The sequence below is a fragment of the Niveispirillum irakense DSM 11586 genome (assembly GCF_000429645.1).
Taxonomy (GTDB): domain Bacteria; phylum Pseudomonadota; class Alphaproteobacteria; order Azospirillales; family Azospirillaceae; genus Niveispirillum; species Niveispirillum irakense.
This window is the reverse complement of sequence record NZ_AUCG01000021.1, coordinates 161,504-178,097: the sequence shown is the minus strand read 5'-3', so window position 1 is coordinate 178,097 and position 16,594 is coordinate 161,504. Positions and strand designations below refer to the sequence as shown.

The 16,594-nt window shown below is 62.3% G+C and carries 12 protein-coding genes; 11 read left to right on the top strand and 1 reads right to left on the bottom strand.

What is annotated here, in order from left to right; all coding sequences use genetic code 11:
* Positions 1-32 precede the first annotated feature (32 nt).
* From G473_RS26140 to G473_RS0109785, 7 genes are all read left to right on the top strand, one after another.
* On the top strand, positions 33-1,622 hold the full coding sequence (locus G473_RS26140) for a DEAD/DEAH box helicase (RefSeq protein WP_051330100.1): 1,590 nt from the start codon (positions 33-35) through the stop codon (positions 1,620-1,622).
* A gap of 4 nt (positions 1,623-1,626) precedes the next feature.
* Positions 1,627-1,869 carry an Lrp/AsnC ligand binding domain-containing protein gene (locus tag G473_RS0109810; protein ID WP_029012955.1) on the top strand — a complete coding sequence of 81 codons (243 nt, stop codon included), beginning with the start codon at positions 1,627-1,629 and terminating at the stop codon, positions 1,867-1,869.
* Positions 1,870-2,109: 240 nt separating this feature from the next.
* Positions 2,110-4,104: a BCCT family transporter gene (locus tag G473_RS0109805; RefSeq protein ID WP_029012954.1), complete on the top strand. Its 1,995-nt coding sequence runs from the start codon at positions 2,110-2,112 to the stop codon at positions 4,102-4,104.
* 169 nt (positions 4,105-4,273) lie between these two features.
* The gene (locus tag G473_RS26135) at positions 4,274-6,547 is read left to right on the top strand and encodes an LPS-assembly protein LptD (protein WP_245580029.1); all 2,274 of its coding nucleotides are present in this window, start codon (positions 4,274-4,276) and stop codon (positions 6,545-6,547) included.
* A 110-nt stretch (positions 6,548-6,657) separates the two neighbouring features.
* Positions 6,658-9,126, top strand: coding sequence for a hybrid sensor histidine kinase/response regulator (locus tag G473_RS26130; RefSeq protein ID WP_051330099.1), 2,469 nt, complete (start codon positions 6,658-6,660; stop codon positions 9,124-9,126).
* Between the two features lie 103 nt (positions 9,127-9,229).
* On the top strand, positions 9,230-9,802 hold the full coding sequence (locus tag G473_RS0109790; RefSeq protein WP_029012953.1) for a glutathione peroxidase: 573 nt from the start codon (positions 9,230-9,232) through the stop codon (positions 9,800-9,802).
* Positions 9,803-9,958: 156 nt separating this feature from the next.
* Complete coding sequence (locus G473_RS0109785; RefSeq protein WP_029012952.1) at positions 9,959-10,684, top strand: hypothetical protein; 726 nt, start codon at positions 9,959-9,961, stop codon at positions 10,682-10,684.
* Positions 10,685-10,697: 13 nt separating this feature from the next.
* On the opposite strand, the gene G473_RS0109780 is transcribed toward G473_RS0109785, so the two are convergent.
* Positions 10,698-12,743, bottom strand: a complete 2,046-nt coding sequence (locus G473_RS0109780; RefSeq protein WP_029012951.1) for an intermembrane phospholipid transport YdbH family protein — start codon at positions 12,741-12,743, stop codon at positions 10,698-10,700.
* Positions 12,744-12,875: 132 nt separating this feature from the next.
* On the opposite strand from G473_RS0109780, the gene G473_RS26125 reads away from it, so the two are divergent.
* From G473_RS26125 to G473_RS0109760, 4 genes are all read left to right on the top strand, one after another.
* The gene (locus G473_RS26125; protein ID WP_084437865.1) at positions 12,876-13,484 is read left to right on the top strand and encodes a peptidylprolyl isomerase; all 609 of its coding nucleotides are present in this window, start codon (positions 12,876-12,878) and stop codon (positions 13,482-13,484) included.
* Positions 13,485-13,582: 98 nt separating this feature from the next.
* The gene (locus G473_RS0109770; RefSeq protein ID WP_029012950.1) at positions 13,583-14,062 is read left to right on the top strand and encodes a peptidylprolyl isomerase; all 480 of its coding nucleotides are present in this window, start codon (positions 13,583-13,585) and stop codon (positions 14,060-14,062) included.
* Positions 14,063-14,215: 153 nt separating this feature from the next.
* The gene (locus G473_RS0109765) at positions 14,216-14,968 is read left to right on the top strand and encodes an ABC transporter ATP-binding protein (protein ID WP_029012949.1); all 753 of its coding nucleotides are present in this window, start codon (positions 14,216-14,218) and stop codon (positions 14,966-14,968) included.
* Positions 14,968-16,497 carry a hypothetical protein gene (locus G473_RS0109760; protein WP_029012948.1) on the top strand — a complete coding sequence of 510 codons (1,530 nt, stop codon included), beginning with the start codon at positions 14,968-14,970 and terminating at the stop codon, positions 16,495-16,497. Before G473_RS0109765 ends, G473_RS0109760 begins: the two co-directional genes overlap by 1 nt.
* The last annotated feature ends 97 nt before the right edge of the window (positions 16,498-16,594 follow it).

Below are 16,594 nucleotides of genomic sequence, written 5' to 3'. Positions count from 1 at the left end.
GATCGACGTCACACATGCCTGACGAAGGTCTAATGCTGTTTTCGGAACTGGGGCTCGGTCCCGACGTCCTGCGCGCCGTTGATGAGGTCGGTTACAAGAATCCGACGCCAATCCAGGAAAAAGCTATTCCGTGGGTGCTGCAGGGTCGTGACGTGCTGGGCTGTGCGCAGACCGGTACGGGTAAAACCGCGTCTTTTACCCTGCCCATGATCGATATCCTGGGCCGTGGTCGGGCGAAGGCGCGCATGCCGCGCTCCCTGATCCTGGAACCGACGCGCGAACTGGCTGCCCAGGTAGCCGACAATTTCGAGCTTTACGGCAAGTACCATAAGCTGAACATGGCGCTGCTGATTGGCGGCGAGAGCTTTGGCGATCAGATCAAGAAGCTGGAACGCGGCGTCGATGTGCTGATTGCCACGCCCGGCCGCATGATGGACCTGTTTGATCGCGGCAATATTCTGCTGACCGACATCAAGGTTCTGGTGATCGACGAGGCGGACCGCATGCTGGACATGGGGTTCATCCCGGATATCGAGCGGATCGTCAGCCTGCTGCCGCGCAAGCGTCAGACCCTGTTCTTCAGCGCCACGATGCCGCCGGAGATCAAGCGTCTGGCCGACAAGTTCCTGGATAAGCCGGAAGAGGTGACGGTCAGCGCGCCCGCCTCCACCGCCACCACCGTGGCCCAGCATCTGCTGGTGGTGAATGAGGAAGACAAGCGCGAGGCCCTGCGCCACCTGCTGAAAAACGACGATGTGAAGAACGCCTTCATCTTCTGCAATCGGAAGAAGGATGTGGCCGTCGTCCATGGTTCGCTGGTCAAGCACGGTTTCAATGCCGGCGCGCTGCATGGCGACATGGTGCAGTCCAAGCGTATGGAAACGCTGGAGGCTTTCAAGGCCGGCAGCATTGATCTTCTGGTCTGCTCCGATGTGGCGGCCCGCGGCATCGACATCTCCAATGTCAGCCACGTGTTCAATTTCGACACGCCGCATCATTCGGAAGATTACGTCCATCGCATCGGTCGCACCGGCCGTGCCGGCAAGACCGGCCGTGCCTTCACCATCGCCATGCCGGAAGATGGCAAGCTGGTGCAGGCGATTGAGAAGCTGATCAATCAGGAAATCCCCCGTTTCACGATCGAAGGGATAGAAACGGCCGAGCTTTCCTTTGATGATGACGGCCGCCGCCGTCGTGGCGTCCGGGCAAAGCGGGACGAAGCCCCGCGCGGCCGCAAGGATCGCACCCCGCGCGAGCGGACGGAGACGGAGGCTGCACCGGAAACTGCGGAAGCCCGCGAGCCCCGCCGTACCCGTGACCGGAACGAGCGGCCGGCGCGCACTGAGCGGGTAGAGCGCACCGAACGGCCTGAACGCAATGAGCCGCGGGTGGAGCGGTCCGAGCGGACAGAGCGTTTCGACCGCAACGAGCAGCGGCCCGAGCGTGGCGATTATCCCCGCCGTGATCGTGACGACCGCCGTGATCGCCGCCCCCGCCGCGACGATATGGATGATTTCGCCCCCGTTGTCGGCTTTGGCGATGACGTGCCCGCCTTCATCCTGCGCGCCGCCCGTCCGAAGACGGAACCGGTGACCGAACTGGTAACAGCGGCCGAGGGTTGAGCCGATGCAGACCATCTTCGTTCTGGTCAAATGCGAACTTGGCCGCGCCTATGACGTGGCTGATCTCGCCGTCCAGGATGTGGAGGAAGTGTCGGAGGTGCATTCCATCTCCGGCCAGTATGATCTGATGATGAAGTGCTTCCTCCCCGATGGGGAGGATATCGGCCATTTCGTCACAGGCCGGATTCAGACCCTGTCCGGGGTGAAAGACACTTTCACCATGATCACGTTCAAGGCTTTTGCCTGACGCCCGTATGCCGGCCCCGCCTGACCGGGCCGGCATTGCGCGCCCCGACATGGCGCGCGCCTTTCACCGTTTGATGACAGGCCTTCAGCCCGAAAGACGGGCATACTTTCGCGCAGTGTCCTGCCAGACCTGTAATGGTCAAAGATGCCGGTAATCGCGCATGAGGCCCGTCGTCGGCAAAATTAGTATAAAATCCACGTGAGCGCCTTAGCCGGCCCGGCATGTGGAGGATATGATCGCATGTTCAAACGCTTCATCATCAACCCGCCGGTCTTTTTCGGCTCCCTGTTGATCATCGCCATTTTCCTGGGCATCGGGATCATTTTCCCCAACCGGGCCGGTGAAATTTTTGGCGCCTTACAGAGCAATATTCTGGCTTCATTTGGTTGGCTTTATCTGCTGGCGGTCGGGATCTTTTTGATCACCGTGCTTCTGCTTTGCATGGGCCGCTATGGTCGCTTGAAACTGGGACCGGACGACGCCACGCCCGATTTCAAATTCACATCCTGGATCGCCATGCTGTTCGCAGCGGGGATGGGGATCGGGTTGATGTTCTATGCAGTGGGCGAACCGATCAGCCATTTCATGGCCCCGCCAACAGCCGCCCCGCGCTCCGTCGGGGCCGTGCGGGAAGCGATGGCCGTGACCTTTTTCCACTGGGGTATCCATGCCTGGGCGATTTACGCCGTGGTCGGCCTGTCCCTGGCCTATTTTGGATATCGTTATAACCTTCCCCTGACCATCCGGTCCGGGCTTTATCCCTTGTTGAAGGAACGGATCAACGGCCCGATCGGGCATGCCGTCGACATTTTTGCGATTGTCGGCACCACCTTCGGGCTTGCCACCTCTCTGGGCTATGGCGTGTCGCAGATCAATGCCGGTCTCAATTACTTGATCGGCATACCCATGGGGCCGGAAGTCCAGTTGCCCCTGATCGCCGTCGTAACTGGCCTTGCAACCATCTCTGTCGTATCAGGTCTCGACAGGGGTGTGCGGATTCTGTCTGAAACCAACCTGGTCGTTGCCATCCTGCTGATGCTGTTTGTCCTCGCCGTGGGTCCGACCGGGCAGCTTTTTCGCGATTTTGTACAGAATATTGGCCTGTATCTGGATAGCCTGATCCTGCGGACCTTCAATATTTATGCTTATGAGCCGACACCCTGGATTGATAGCTGGACCCTGCTTTACTGGGCATGGTGGATTTCCTGGTCGCCTTTCGTCGGCATGTTCATTGCCCGTATTTCGCGCGGCCGCACCGTGCGGGAATTTGTGACGGCGGTTCTGTTCATCCCTGCCGGCTTCACCTGCTTCTGGATGACTATCTTCGGCAATACCGCCATCTTCGTGGATAGCCAGATCGCGGGGGGCCAGTTGGGTGCCGCCGTGGCTGCCGATATTTCCGTCGGCCTGTTCCGGTTTTTTGAATATCTGCCCTTTCCCGTCATCACTTCCACATTGGCCGTCGTGCTGGTGTCGATCTTCTTTGTCACATCCTCCGATTCCGGATCGCTGGTGATTGATTCCATTGCCGCCGGGGGTGAGACGGAAACCACCACCGGGCAGCGCGTCTTCTGGTGCGTGATGTCCGGCGTGGTTGCTGGCGCCCTGTTACTGGCTGGCGGTCTGGGTGCCCTGCAGTCGGCCACCATTGCCAGCGCCCTGCCCTTCTCGCTGGTTATCCTTACCCTGGTCTGGGCGCTATTCCGGGGCATGCGGGCCGACCTTGCGCAAATCCACGCGCATCGCGGACTAGCCGCCCCGGTTCCAGCCCAGCCGGCCGCCGGGCTGACCTGGCAGCGGCGACTGGCATTGATGCTCCACGCCCCAACCGAGGCAGAAATCCAACACTTCATCGCGAAGGACGTTCGCCCGGCGCTGGATCAGATCGCCAGTGAACTGACCCGCCGGGGCCGCACCACCCATGTTCAGGAGGAGGAGAACGGCGCCATTGCCCTGCGCTCCCCGGCGGAAGGGGTGCGCGACTTTGTTTATGGTGTGGGGATCAGCGCCCAACGTCTGCCCACCTTCAACACCCGCGGTACCCGCAAGCCGGAAATGCGGTATGAGGCGCGGACATATTTTTCCAGCGGGGGTCGCGGCTATGATGTCATGGGCATGACCCGGGACCAGCTCATTGCTGATATCCTGGTACAGTTCGAACGATACCTGACCCTGGTGCAATCCCCGGAATCCCAGCTTGTCCATGGCGCGCCGGAACATTCGATCCAGAGCTGACGGAGGAGCAGCAAAGGAAATTGCCCCCATCGTCCAGCAATCGCCGCAATCTTCCCCTTCCATTCCGGCAACCCGTCAGCCATTGGCGCGCATTGACTTCAAGGGCCCGGTCGGGGACAAGCTGAAATGTCGATCCTTTTGGTTCCGTAAAAGTTGGACGGCCCGCCCCATGATGCCTAAGCCCCTTTCCTTCCGCGGCCTGATGCTCTGCACCGCGCTGGCCGCCGGACTTCCCGGCTTGGCACTGGCGCAGTCCAATCCCGTGGGTACGCCCGGCATGTCCCCGGTGGCACCGCCCCCGCAGAAGAATGATGGCAAGGGTCAGCCTGTGCTGCTGTCTGCCGACAGCCTGGATTATGATGAGGATCTGGGAATCGTCACGGCGCGCGGTCATGTGGAACTCAGCCAGGGGTCGCGCCTGTTGCTGGCCGATACGGTCAGCTTCTCGGAAAAGACCAATGTGGTGACGGCCTCCGGCAATGTCTCGATCCTGGAGCCGACGGGCGAGGTGATCTTCGCCAACTACACCGAATTGTCGGACGACCTGTCACGCGGCTTCGTCGATCAGGTCCGCTTGCTGATGTCGGACAATTCCAAATTCTCCGCCCTCCAGGGGGAACGGCTGGAGGGCCGCTATACCCGTATGGAAAAGGCGGTCTATTCCCCATGCGAGCTCTGCGCCAGCGATCCGACCCGACCGCCGATCTGGCAGATCCGGGCCGCCCGCATTACGCATGATCAGGAAAAGCGGGATATCTATTATCGCGACGCCACGCTGGAGGTGGCGGGCATTCCTGTGATGTACCTGCCCTTTTTCGGCCATCCTGATCCCAGCGTGGAACGGCGCAGCGGCTTCCTGACGCCCAGCGCCGGTGTCAGTTCCGATCTGGGCACCTATGCTCGGCTCTATTATTTTTTCGATATCGACGAATCCAAGGATTTCACCCTGGAAGTGACACCCAGTTCGAAGGACGGGCTGCTGCTGGGGGGTGAATATCGCCAGCGTCTGGTCAATGGCAGCCTGACAATGGCCGGGAGCGCCGTTTATACCGACCGTCCGCGCCTGACCGCCCAGGGCACGGAGGTGGATAAAAAGGAATTCCGCGGTCATGTGTTTGGCGCCGGTCGATTCGATCTCAGCGAGAACTGGCGCTGGGGCTTTGATCTGCGCCGCGTGACCGACGATACCCATCTGCTGCGTTACAATTACAGCACGGAAAATATCCTCACCAGCCGCGCCTTCGTGGAGCGGTTCGACGGGCGGGATTACTTCGCTGTCGATGCCTACAGCTTCCAGGATCTGCGCCCCGGCAACCAGGAGGAAGAGCCGCTCGTCATGCCCATGGCCACCTTCAGCGCGCTGGGTGAACCCGGCAGCCTGCTGGGTGGACGATGGGCAGCGGATGCGGGTTTCCTGTCCCTGCTGCGCAGCGATGGCAATGACACGCGCCGCCTTTCCAGTGCGGCAAGCTGGCGCCGGGAGGATATCGCCCCCATCGGTCTGGTTTCCACCCTCAACGCCGAAATGCGCGCCGACGGCTATTGGGTCAGCAATCTGCGTCGGGAGGACGGCACGGTCGAAGATGGCGACAAGACCCGCCTGCGCGGATTCGCTCATGCGGACTGGACTTTGTCCATGCCGTTTGCCCGGCAGAGCGGCACGGTGCAGCAGTTGATCGAGCCGATCGTGATGCTGTCGGTCGCACCCGACATCAATAACAGCAGCAAGATCCCCAACGAGGACAGCCAGGATATCGAGTTCGATTATACGAACCTGTTCCAGTCCTCCCGCTATGCCGGTATCGACCGGCTGGAGGGGGGGCAGCGCGTGACCTATGGTCTGCGCAGCGGTTTCTATGGCTTCGGCGGCGGCAGCAGCACCCTGTTCCTGGGCCAATCGCACCGTTTGCAGGGGGGCACCGACTTCCCCGAAGGGTCTGGTCTGCGTCGCCGCAATTCCGACGTGGTGGGGAAGCTGGAATTGTCCCCCAGCCCCTGGCTGGATGTCAGCTATAGCTTCCGCCTGGACAGCCAGTCGCTGGCCCAGCGCCTGCACGATGTCTATGGCTCTTTCGGTCCCGCCGCCTTCCGGGTGTCGGGCAGCTATCTTTTCATCGACCGGCTGGCCCAGGGCGACGGATTGAATACCCGCGATCGGGAAGAGCTGTCTTTGAATGTCAGTTCCGCCCTGACCGACCATTGGTCGGTGGGGGTCAACCAGCGGCGTGATCTGGCACAAGGGGGCGGCCCCATCCTGACCGGTGCATCCATCACCTATCAGGATGAATGCCTGACCTTCCAGCTTGTTGGCGAACGCAACTATACCCAGCGTACCGGCCTGGATACCGGCGACCGTATTTTCTTCCGTGTTGTATTGAAGAATTTGGGTGAGTTCCTCAGCCCAGCTATTTCTGGCAATGTATTTGGTGAGCAGGCACGCTGATCATTCTGAAAAGCTGTGACAGGTCAATTCCTCCATCTGGTGGAGTTGACCCCAACCGTTGCCTGTGGTGAGAAACTTTGGAAACCCACCACAGAAAAGAGGGAAGGTTGATGGCGTCCGGAACTCCCGCCTTCCTTGCCAGAGGTGGCCAGATCGGCGAGCTGATGCGCGCACTGGACTGGTCACATTCCCCCCTGGGACCGCCAGCCGAGTGGAACAATACGCTGAAGACCACGGTCGGCATGATCCTGTCGGCCCAGGCCCAGATTGTCCTGTTCTGGGGGCCGCAACTGGTCGCCCTCTACAATGATGCCTATGCACCGACAATCGGCCTGAAGCATCCCTATGCGCTGGGCCGCCCGGGCAATGAATATTGGTCCGAGTTATGGGATGACCTGGAACCGCTGCTGCGCCAGGTCCTGGACACAGGCGAAACTGTTTTCGCCAAAAGCCGCCGCTTCTATATTGAGCGGCAGGGTTTCCCGGAGACAGTCTATTTCGATATCTCATATTCTCCAGTCAGCGACCCGGACGGGGTCGTGCTTGGGGTGCTGTGCATCGTCAATGAAACAACCGAACAGGTGCTGAGCGAACGGCGCCTGCGAGAGAGCGAAGCGCGATTCCGCAATCTTGCCAACAACGCCCCCGTGATGATGTGGATGTGCGACCGGAGTGGACGCTGCACCTATCTCAACAGCGGGTGGTATCGCTTTACCGGACAAAACGCAGCAGATGGTGAAGGATGGGGTTGGCTGGATGCTATTCACCCCGGCAACCGGGAAAATGTTCAGCGCAGGCTGGACGATGCGCTGACGAACCGGCAGCCCTTTTCCGCCGAATATCGGCTGAAAAGGGCTGCCGATAACAGTTACCGTTGGGTTCTGGCCACGTCAGCTCCGCGATTTGGAGAGGATGACGTTTTTCTGGGCTATATCGGGACCGTCATCGATATCGATGATCGATACGAACAGGAATTGCGCCTGCGGGAAAGCGAAGCCCGTTTGCAGGCCATCAGCAATTCCATCGACCAGATGGTCTGGTCAACGCGGCCCGACGGCTATCATGATTACTATAACAGCCGCTGGTACGAGTTCACGGGGATGGAACCAGGCGCCACCGATGGCGATGGCTGGAACATCCTCTTCCATCCAGATGACCGGGAACGGGCCTGGGCCGTCTGGCGTCATTGTCTGGAAACCGGCACGCCCTACCATATTGAATATCGCCTGCGACATCACAGCGGTCGCTATCTCTGGGTGCTGGGTCGGGCCCAACCAGTGCGGGACGATGCGGGAAAGATCACGCGCTGGTTCGGCACCTGCACCGATATCAAGGAGATCGTGGACGCGCGCGAAGTGCTGGCCCGTTCACGCCAGGAACTGGAAAGGGAAGTGGCCGAGCGCACTGCAAAGCTGATGGAAGCGGAAAGCCGGCTGCGTCAGGCGCAGAAGATGGAGGCGGTGGGCCAGTTGACGGGCGGCATCGCGCACGACTTCAACAATATGCTGGCCGTTATCATCAGCGGCCTTAATCTGCTGCAAAGACGGCTGGCACGCGGCGACACAAATGTGACCGCCTATGTGGAAGGGGCACTGGACGGTGCCCGGCGGGCGGCGGCACTGACACAGCGTCTTCTGGCTTTCGCCCGGCAGCAGCCCCTGGCACCAGAACCTTTGGATGCCAACGCGCTGGTGATCGGCATGACCGATTTGCTGATCCATGCGCTGGGGGAGAGGATGGCCGTGGAAACGGTCCGGGGTGCCGGCCTCTGGCGCGCCCATGCCGATCCCAATCAATTGGAAAGCGCCATCGTCAATCTTGCCGTCAATGCCCGGGATGCCATGCCCGATGGCGGCAAGCTGACGATTGAAACCGGCAATGCCTATATTGATGAGGAATATGGCCGCGAGCATGAGGTGCAGCCCGGCCAATATGTCATGATCGCGGTCAGCGATACCGGCACCGGCATGACGGCCGACATCCTGGCCCGCGCCTTCGACCCGTTCTTCACCACCAAGGGCGTGGGACGCGGCACCGGGCTAGGCTTGTCTCAGGTTTTCGGCTTCGTCCGGCAGTCCGGCGGGCATGTGAAAATCTATTCCGAACTGGGCCATGGCACCTGTGTGAAGATCTATCTGCCCCGCTTCTATGGCGAGGCGGAAACCTATGCCCGGCGCCTTCCCCCGCAAACGGAAAATGGCGGTCGCCCCGGCGAGGTGGTGATGGTGGTGGAGGATGATGAGCGGGTGCGCCGTTTCTCCACCGAAGCCCTGCGCGAGTTGGGATATGATGTGGTGGAGGCCGCCAGCGGTCGCGAAGCGCTGGCGCTGATTGATGCCGGGCAGAAGATCACGCTGCTGTTCACCGATGTGGTGATGCCGGAAATGACCGGGCGACAACTGGCTGATCTGGCCGTGCAGAAAGTGCCTGACCTGCGGGTGCTTTACACCACGGGCTATACCCGGAATGCGGTGGTCCATAATGGCGTGCTGGACCCCGGCACACAGTTTCTGCAAAAGCCCTTCAGCCTGGACATGCTGGCAGCCAAAATTCGCTCCAGCATTGACGGGAATGGCTGAAGGGCGGACAGGGCTGGCGAAAGCCGGGCGCCACCCTATTTGACCACTGGACGGAATGATCCCTCTCGGCCACTCTCGGGGCCAAACCTGATGCGGAGCAATCATGGAAAACGCGATATTCTCCACCGCGCGGCGCGGCTTCCTGGCACTGATGGCCGGGGCGGCGATGATGGTGGGCGCCGCCGCCCCCGCCTGGTCGGAAACGGCCTATGATTTCAAATTCACTGCCATTGAGGGTGGGGAACTGCCCTTGTCGCAGTACAAGGGCAAGACCGTGCTGGTGGTGAATACCGCCTCCATGTGCGGCTATACCCGCCAGTACAAGGGCCTGCAGACCCTGTGGGACAAGTATAAGGACAAGGGTCTGGTCGTACTGGGTGTCCCCTCCAATGATTTCGGCGGGCAGGAGCCGGGTTCGGCCGCTGAGATCAAGGAATTCTGCGAGGTGAATTTCGCGGTCGATTTCCCGATGACCACGAAGGAACCGGTGAAGGGCGGCAGCGCCCACCCCTTCTATAAATGGGTGACCGCCCAGAAGGGCGAGCCGAAATGGAACTTCCATAAATATCTGATCGGGCCTGATGGTGCGCTGATCGAAGCCTATGGCTCCAAGGTGGAGCCGGAGGACACGGTGCTGACCGGCGCCATCGAGAAGTCGCTGAACCACGCGTCCTGAGCGGGGTTACCTTTCCCGCTGCCACCACGGGCATGGTGGCAGCGGCAGCTTGTATTTCCGTTAACGGCTGGGTAGGGTCGCCAGCGTGGGGATAGTGGCGATCACGCCTTTATCCGCCACCGCCCTTGTGCCGCTGACGAGAATCAGAACCCCACCATGAGCTACGGCCTGTACGACCAACGCCACCGCTATCGCCGCCGCATGTGGGGCCGCATCGGCAAAATGGTTCTTTGGCTGCTGCTGCTTGGCGGCATCGCCGGCTTCTCCTATCTGGTCGGGGTGGAGCAGTTGAAGTCCCGCGAGGGCTCCATGCAGGATGAACTGGTGACCATGATCGCTGCCCGCGACAAGGCGGAACGGCGCGCGGCCCAGCTTCAACAGATCGCACAGACGCAGGAAGTCCGCGCCAACGAGCTTGAGATTCGCCTGCAGCGGGAAGTGCCAAGCGGCGACGTGGCCCGCCTGACAGAGCTGATTTCCCGCAAGCTGGCGGAAGGGGTGAATGCTGACCGTATCGCCTTCCTGATCGAACAGACCAGCAATGCCCGTTCCTGCGCGCGGGCTGAAACCAAGCGCTTCGTCCTGCCGACGCCGATCTATCGCGGTGCCAACACCAGCGTGGCCTTTGCCGATGGCAGCGTGACAGTCAGTGGCGAAGGGGTGCCGGCGCGGAATGCCACTGGCAGCCCGGAAGCTTGGTTCGACCCGACCAAGCCGGTGACGCTGCGCATCAACAGGGCCGATGGCACGACGGATGAAAAAACCGGTGTTCTGCCGCTGGAATATTCGGTCATGACGCGGGAGAGCGAGGTCAAGCTGACCATGGCCGCCGGCGCGCGTTCTTTCGTGGAAGTCACCGGCGAGGTTTGCCGCTTCCCCTGATGACACCACACCGTTAAGGGACCGGGCCCACGGACCGGGTCGGTCGCAGGGAAAGCGACAGGGTGGTGTCATACCCGCCATAGAAACCGGGATTGTTCCCCTCTATGGCCAGGACAGGGCCGTCCGGCCCCAGCCGCAGGCCCAGGCTGCGGAAGCGGAAATCCCGCAGGGCCTGGGTAACCAGGGCTAGATTCTGATTGCGCTCCGGCGTCAGGAAGGGTGGTGGTGCCGGGCCGTCATAATGCAGCCTGCCCGGCGCCTGTGCCTGCCATTCCCCCGCAAAATCTCCCCCATCCCGTAAGGGAAGGGACAAAGTGCCGGCAACCGCCCCCTCGCCGGTCAGGCCATCCGCGCCCAGCGCCACCAGCAGCCGATCCAGCGGCGTGGACGGCAGGACAAGGCTCAGCGGGGGCGGATTGCCTCCCAGCGCCAGCGCCATCGGCGCCATATCAACCGGCAGCCCCTGCCATTGCATCGCAACCGGCCCCGTCCGCAGCACACCATCCCCTGACAGTTCCACCGTCATTTTGCCGCCCAGCACTGTGGTGCCCCCAGCCGTGAGGGCACCAATGGAGATGTCCTGCCGTTCAAGACGCAAAGGGGACAGGGCGGACAGACGGATCCGACCCTGCAGGCCATTGATGCTGCCCCCCGGCCAGCCGATGCCAGCACCCTCCAGGGTCAAGGCTCCGTCCTGTTGCGGCCCCTGCCCCTCTTCTTGAACGGAAAAAGACAGGCTGGCCCCCCCGGACAGATGCGTCAGCCATTGGCCCAGCCAGGGCGACACACGGGAAGCCGGAACGGGTCGGCTGTCGGGTGGGCGATGGGTAATCTCTACCGCTGCCGCAAAGCGACCGTCCCCCCCGACTTTCCCTTGCCCAGACAGGCCCAATCCCGGTTGGGTCGCCGGGGCCGCCAATGTCCAGTCCCAGCCGTCCGCCCGGTGGTGCAGGATCAGGGTGGGTTGCAAGGGCGGCAGCAGCGGCACCGGCTCCCCCAGCCGCAGGGTGGCCGCGGTGAAGGCCAATGGCTCCCCGTCAATCTCCCCCTGGATGGTCAACCCCTCTGCCACCAGCCCCAGGCTAGGCAGATGCAGGGTGCCCTGCTGGTTTTCCAGTGCGCCGAGGCGCCAACCTTTTCCCATATTGGCATCCAGGCGGAAGGGCAAATACAGGCTGTTATCGCGCGGGCCGGCGGCAAGACCGATATCTGTGGCCCGCAATTCCCCCTGATAAGCCCCGTCCGCCCCTTCCAGGGGGGTCAGAGACATTGCAAGCTCCCCGCCGCGCAAAGCCCCTTCCCCCCTTGCTGGCGGGAAAAGGGACAAAGTGGCCCTGCCAGGGGAGGCCCGCTCCGCCTGCCAGGCCAGCCGGAATTGGACCGGCCCCAAGCCGGGAACGGGCACCCCATCCCCCCTTATATCGACATGCCCCCACGGCCTATGGCCCGGAAGCCAGCCGATACGCCCCCCGCCCGAGAGCGATTGTCCCCCCGGCGGGGGGCGCAGGGTGAATCCCAGCGTGCCATCCGGCGCCATGCCGCCCAGGGCCAGATCCGCCAGGGGGCCTGCCGCGCTTTGCAGCAGGGCGGCCCCGCCCTCCCCCACCTGCCAGCCCGTTTCCACCGGCAGCAACCGCGCGTTCCTGACCTGAAGACGCATCCCTGCCGGCAGGTGAAGCAGCGCATCCGCAATCGTGACCGGCGGCAGGCGCCAGCGGTCAGGGCCGGGGCCAGGCAATTGCCAGTTCAACGCAAAGGGGTCCAGGACCAGACCTGAAAGGGCCAAGGCGTCAATCTCCCGCCGCCATAGACCCAGCGGCCGGTACCGGATGTCAAATTGCGCCGAACAACCGGGGGCGCAGGCGGTGTCCAGCAACAGGCGCCCCTGCGCGCCGGAGAGGGACCAGCCCGACAGTTCCACCTGCGCGCCGGGCAGCCCTTCCGCCCATAGCGCACGGGACAGGGCCATCTCAATCCTGCCGGGCAGGGAAATCCAGGCCAGTGCCGCCAACAGGATCAGGAATGCCGGCACCAGCACCAGCCACCGCTTCGCCACCATCAGCCCCCTTCAGCCCGTCATGCGCGCTTGAGGATAACAGCCCTCCCCGCTTTTCCGGTTAAGGGTTCCCACGCGGTCGGGTCACCGTTATCGTCGCGCACGCCCTTTCCATCTTGCCGGAAGCACAGGCCCATGTCCGCCTTCATCACCCGTCTGGCCATCGCCTTTCTGCTGTTGCTGTGCCCCATGGCGGTTCAGGCGGCCGACAAGGAACCGCCGCTGAAGCCAGAAAACACACTGTATCTGGACCTGAAAGATGGGCGCGTGGTGATCGCGATGCGGCCGGATGTGGCCCCCCTGCATGTCGCCCGCATCCGCCAGTTGGTTCGGCGCGGTTTTTATGATGGCTTGACCTTCCATCGCGTGGTGAAGGGCTTCATTGCCCAGACTGGTGACCCGCTGGGCCGGGGAATCGGCGGTTCCGGCCGCTATCTGTTGCTGGAACCATCGGACCTCCCCCATGAGCGCGGCACTGTTTCCATGGCCAGGGGCCTTCACAAGAATAGCGGCGATAGCCAGTTCTTCATCCTGATGCGCAAGGAGCGGTCGCTGGATGGGCAATATACGATCTGGGGCAAGGTGATAGAAGGGATGGACCTGATCGACCGGCTGAAAGTGGGTGATCCGGCCCGCAATGATCTGGTCAACGATCCCGACCGGATCATCAAGGCCAGCATCGGCGGCGATCCGGAAAAGCCGGCCCCGCCCGCCGCCCCGGCCAAAACAACCCCCGGCAAATAGGCGGCAGCCGCGCAGCCGGGCTTATTCCAAACCGAAAGCGGTGCCGCTATGGTGGCGCCGGCATGCCGATAACAACAGTCGCCTAAGGAGCCGACACCATGGATCTGGAAAACACCCTCTATCTCGACCTGAAGGATGGCCGCGTCACGATTGCGCTGCGTCCCGATCTGGCGCCCAAGCATGTGGCCCGCATCAAGGAACTGGCCCGCCAGGGTTTCTATGATGGGTTGACCTTCCATCGCGTGATCGAAGGCTTCATGGCCCAGGGCGGCTGCCCGCGTGGCGACGGCACCGGCGGTTCCGGCCAGAACCTGCCGCAGGAATTCTCCCGCGAGCCGCATGTGAAGGGTGTCTGCTCCATGGCCCGCGCCGCCAGCCCGAACAGCGCTGACAGCCAGTTCTTCATCTGCTTTGACGATGCCCGCTTCCTGGATGGTCAGTACACCGTCTGGGGCAAGGTTGTGGATGGGATGGAGCATGTGGACGCCATCAAGCGCGGCAAGGGCCGCAATGGCGAAGTGACCGAGCCGGACACGATCGTGAAGATGCAGGTCGCCGCCGACGCGGCCGCCGCCTGATCGGGCAGCCTCTACAGAAATGTATGATGAGGACGCCGCCGCCGGGCAACCGGCGGCGGCGTTTTCTTATGCAGCGCCACCCTTACAACGGGAATTTCTTGTATTGGGACAACCCTCTATCCAATAATACGGCGGGTTCATCAGGGGGTATCCATGCGGGAAGAAACGGCGCTGTCAATCCAGGGTTTGCGCAAATCCTTCGGGCCAAAGGAAGCGGTGCGCAATCTGGACCTGACCATCCAGGCAGGGGAATTTTATGGGCTGTTGGGCCCCAATGGGGCGGGCAAGACGACAACGCTGAAGATGGTGGTGGGCCTGCTGCCGCCCGATGCGGGGGCGGTATCGGTTTTCGGCGTCGATGCACGGCAAAGGCCAATGGATGCCAAACGGCTGATCGCCTGGCTGCCGGATGAACCGATGCTGTATGACAAACTGACCCCGCTGGAATATCTGGAATTCGTCGCTGGGCTGTGGGGCGTGGATGCCAGCACCGCCGCAAGCCGCGCGGAGGAACTGTTGCGCCAGTTGGAGCTGTGGGAACAGCGCGATGACCGGTGCGAAAGCTTCTCCCGCGGGATGAAGCAGAAGGCCGCCCTGGCTGGCGCCCTGATCCACGATCCAAAGCTGCTGATCCTGGATGAGCCGTTGACCGGCCTGGATGCCGCCATTTCCCGGCAGGTGAAAGACCTGTTGATCGCCAAGGCGCGCAGCGGCTGCACCATCATCCTGACCACGCATTTCATGGATGTGGCGGAACGGCTGGTGGATCGGATCGGCATTATCAATAACGGCGCCCTGATGGCGAATGGCACGCTGGAGGATCTGCGCCAGCAGGCTGGCCGGGCCGGCGGGACGCTGGAAGATGTGTTCCTGCATCTGATCGACCAGCAGCGGGGGGCCGCCTGATGCTGCGCCCCGGATCGCTGCCATGGCTGCTGCGGCATGATCTGCGGCTGACCTTCCGCACCCAACAGACAGGCCCCTGGGCCAAAGCCTTCACCATTGTCGTCTATCTGCTGTTCACCCTTGCCGGCGTCGTGACGGCGATGGGCCTGGGCAAAATCGCCGTCCCGCCGGATAAAATCTATGCGGCCCTGGGGGGAATGGCGCTGTTCTCGCTGTTCCTTTCCTTTGCCGCCGCCATGCAGCTCATGATCAACGCGCTATATACGCGCGGGGATTATGAATTACTGCTGTCGGCGCCGATCAAGCCACGCACCATCCTGCCTGCGCGGCTGGCATCGGTCTGGGTGGCGGTTTCAATCGGCATGCTGGCCTTTACCAGCCCCTTCATGAATGGGGGGGCGCTTCTCCTCTCCGCCAGATGGTTGATCGGCTATCTCACCTTGCCGCTGCTGGCCCTAATATCGCTGTCCATCGCCTTTCTGGTGCTGGTGGGATTGATCCGGCTGCTGGGGGCCGCGCGGGCACGGACTTTCGCCCAGGTCACCAGCGGCATCATCGGCATTGGCAGCGCCGTCATCATCAACCTGCCGCAGATGATGGGGCGCGGGCATAGCGACAATAGAAGCGCGTTCCTGGGTATGACCGAACTTGCCGACACGCCCTTGTCCGCCGTCGCGCAGATGATGGGCATGGCGGTGGCCGGGCAGCCCCTGGCGCTGGCCGTGCTGGCCCTTGTGGCCATTGGCGGTTTCGCCCTGATCATCTCTCTGATGTCGCCTTATTTCCTGACATTGGCCACCAGCACCTTGACCGCCGCCGCCGGCCCGTCACGCAAGCGGCGGCGCAGGACCGGCGCGATCATTTTGCAGCCTCGTGGCCCTATCCTGGGGCTCGCCAACCGGGAATTGCTATTGATCCGGCGGGACCCGAACCTGCTGACACAGGTCATGTCCATCATGCTGCTGTGCCTGCCCGTCGTCCTGCCGACGATGCAGAAAGAGATGGTCGCCGGTGACGGCACCATTTTCGCAATACGCTGGCTGGGATTGCTCCCCGGCCTGGGTCTGCTGGCCGGCGCCATGACCTGGCTGGCCGTGGCGGCAGAAGATGCGCCCGCCCTGCTGGGCACCGCACCCGTCCGGCCACGGGATATCCTGCTGGGGCAGATCGTGGCGGCGGGCCTGCCCTCCATGGTTCTGCTGACAATGCTCAGCCTTTATGTCGGCATCACCAGCCCCTATCCGGCGGTGATGATGTGGCTCTGCGGCCTGCTCTCCATTCTGTGTTTCATCCTGCTGGACATGCGGCAGGCCCCCAGCAATGCCGGGCGAAGCGGCTTCCAGAAACGCTATCAAGGTGCTTACCTGCTGCTTTTCCTGGAAATGATGCTGGGTTTCGGCCTTTTCGGGCTGAGCGTTCTGCTGATCTGGGGCAGCCCGGTCTGGACCGTGCCGCTGCTGCTGGGCCTTCTGGCGGCGGCGGTGGGGCTGTTGCTGTTGCAAAAGCCGATGGTGCTGCGCCGGGCATAAAGGCCAGCCGTGGCCTGCGGAAATCGGACAGGAGGCCATGGGGGCGACCATGTCCGATTTCCGCGAGCGTGACAGCCGGGACCGTGCCAGGATCGGG

What these genes read in the sequence shown, in the direction of transcription:
- G473_RS26125 (WP_084437865.1), top strand. Translation starts at nt 12,876, where the DNA reads ATGTCCGCCTTCATCACCCGTCTGGCCATCGCCTTTCTGCTGTTGCTG.
- G473_RS26130 (WP_051330099.1), top strand. Translation starts at nt 6,658, where the DNA reads ATGGCGTCCGGAACTCCCGCCTTCCTTGCCAGAGGTGGCCAGATCGGC.
- G473_RS0109785 (WP_029012952.1), top strand. Translation starts at nt 9,959, where the DNA reads ATGAGCTACGGCCTGTACGACCAACGCCACCGCTATCGCCGCCGCATG.
- G473_RS0109770 (WP_029012950.1), top strand. Translation starts at nt 13,583, where the DNA reads ATGGATCTGGAAAACACCCTCTATCTCGACCTGAAGGATGGCCGCGTC.
- G473_RS0109810 (WP_029012955.1), top strand. Translation starts at nt 1,627, where the DNA reads ATGCAGACCATCTTCGTTCTGGTCAAATGCGAACTTGGCCGCGCCTAT.
- G473_RS26140 (WP_051330100.1), top strand. Translation starts at nt 33, where the DNA reads ATGCTGTTTTCGGAACTGGGGCTCGGTCCCGACGTCCTGCGCGCCGTT.
- G473_RS0109805 (WP_029012954.1), top strand. Translation starts at nt 2,110, where the DNA reads ATGTTCAAACGCTTCATCATCAACCCGCCGGTCTTTTTCGGCTCCCTG.
- G473_RS0109780 (WP_029012951.1), bottom strand. Translation starts at nt 12,743, where the DNA reads ATGGTGGCGAAGCGGTGGCTGGTGCTGGTGCCGGCATTCCTGATCCTG.
- G473_RS26135 (WP_245580029.1), top strand. Translation starts at nt 4,274, where the DNA reads ATGATGCCTAAGCCCCTTTCCTTCCGCGGCCTGATGCTCTGCACCGCG.
- G473_RS0109790 (WP_029012953.1), top strand. Translation starts at nt 9,230, where the DNA reads ATGGAAAACGCGATATTCTCCACCGCGCGGCGCGGCTTCCTGGCACTG.
- G473_RS0109765 (WP_029012949.1), top strand. Translation starts at nt 14,216, where the DNA reads ATGCGGGAAGAAACGGCGCTGTCAATCCAGGGTTTGCGCAAATCCTTC.
- G473_RS0109760 (WP_029012948.1), top strand. Translation starts at nt 14,968, where the DNA reads ATGCTGCGCCCCGGATCGCTGCCATGGCTGCTGCGGCATGATCTGCGG.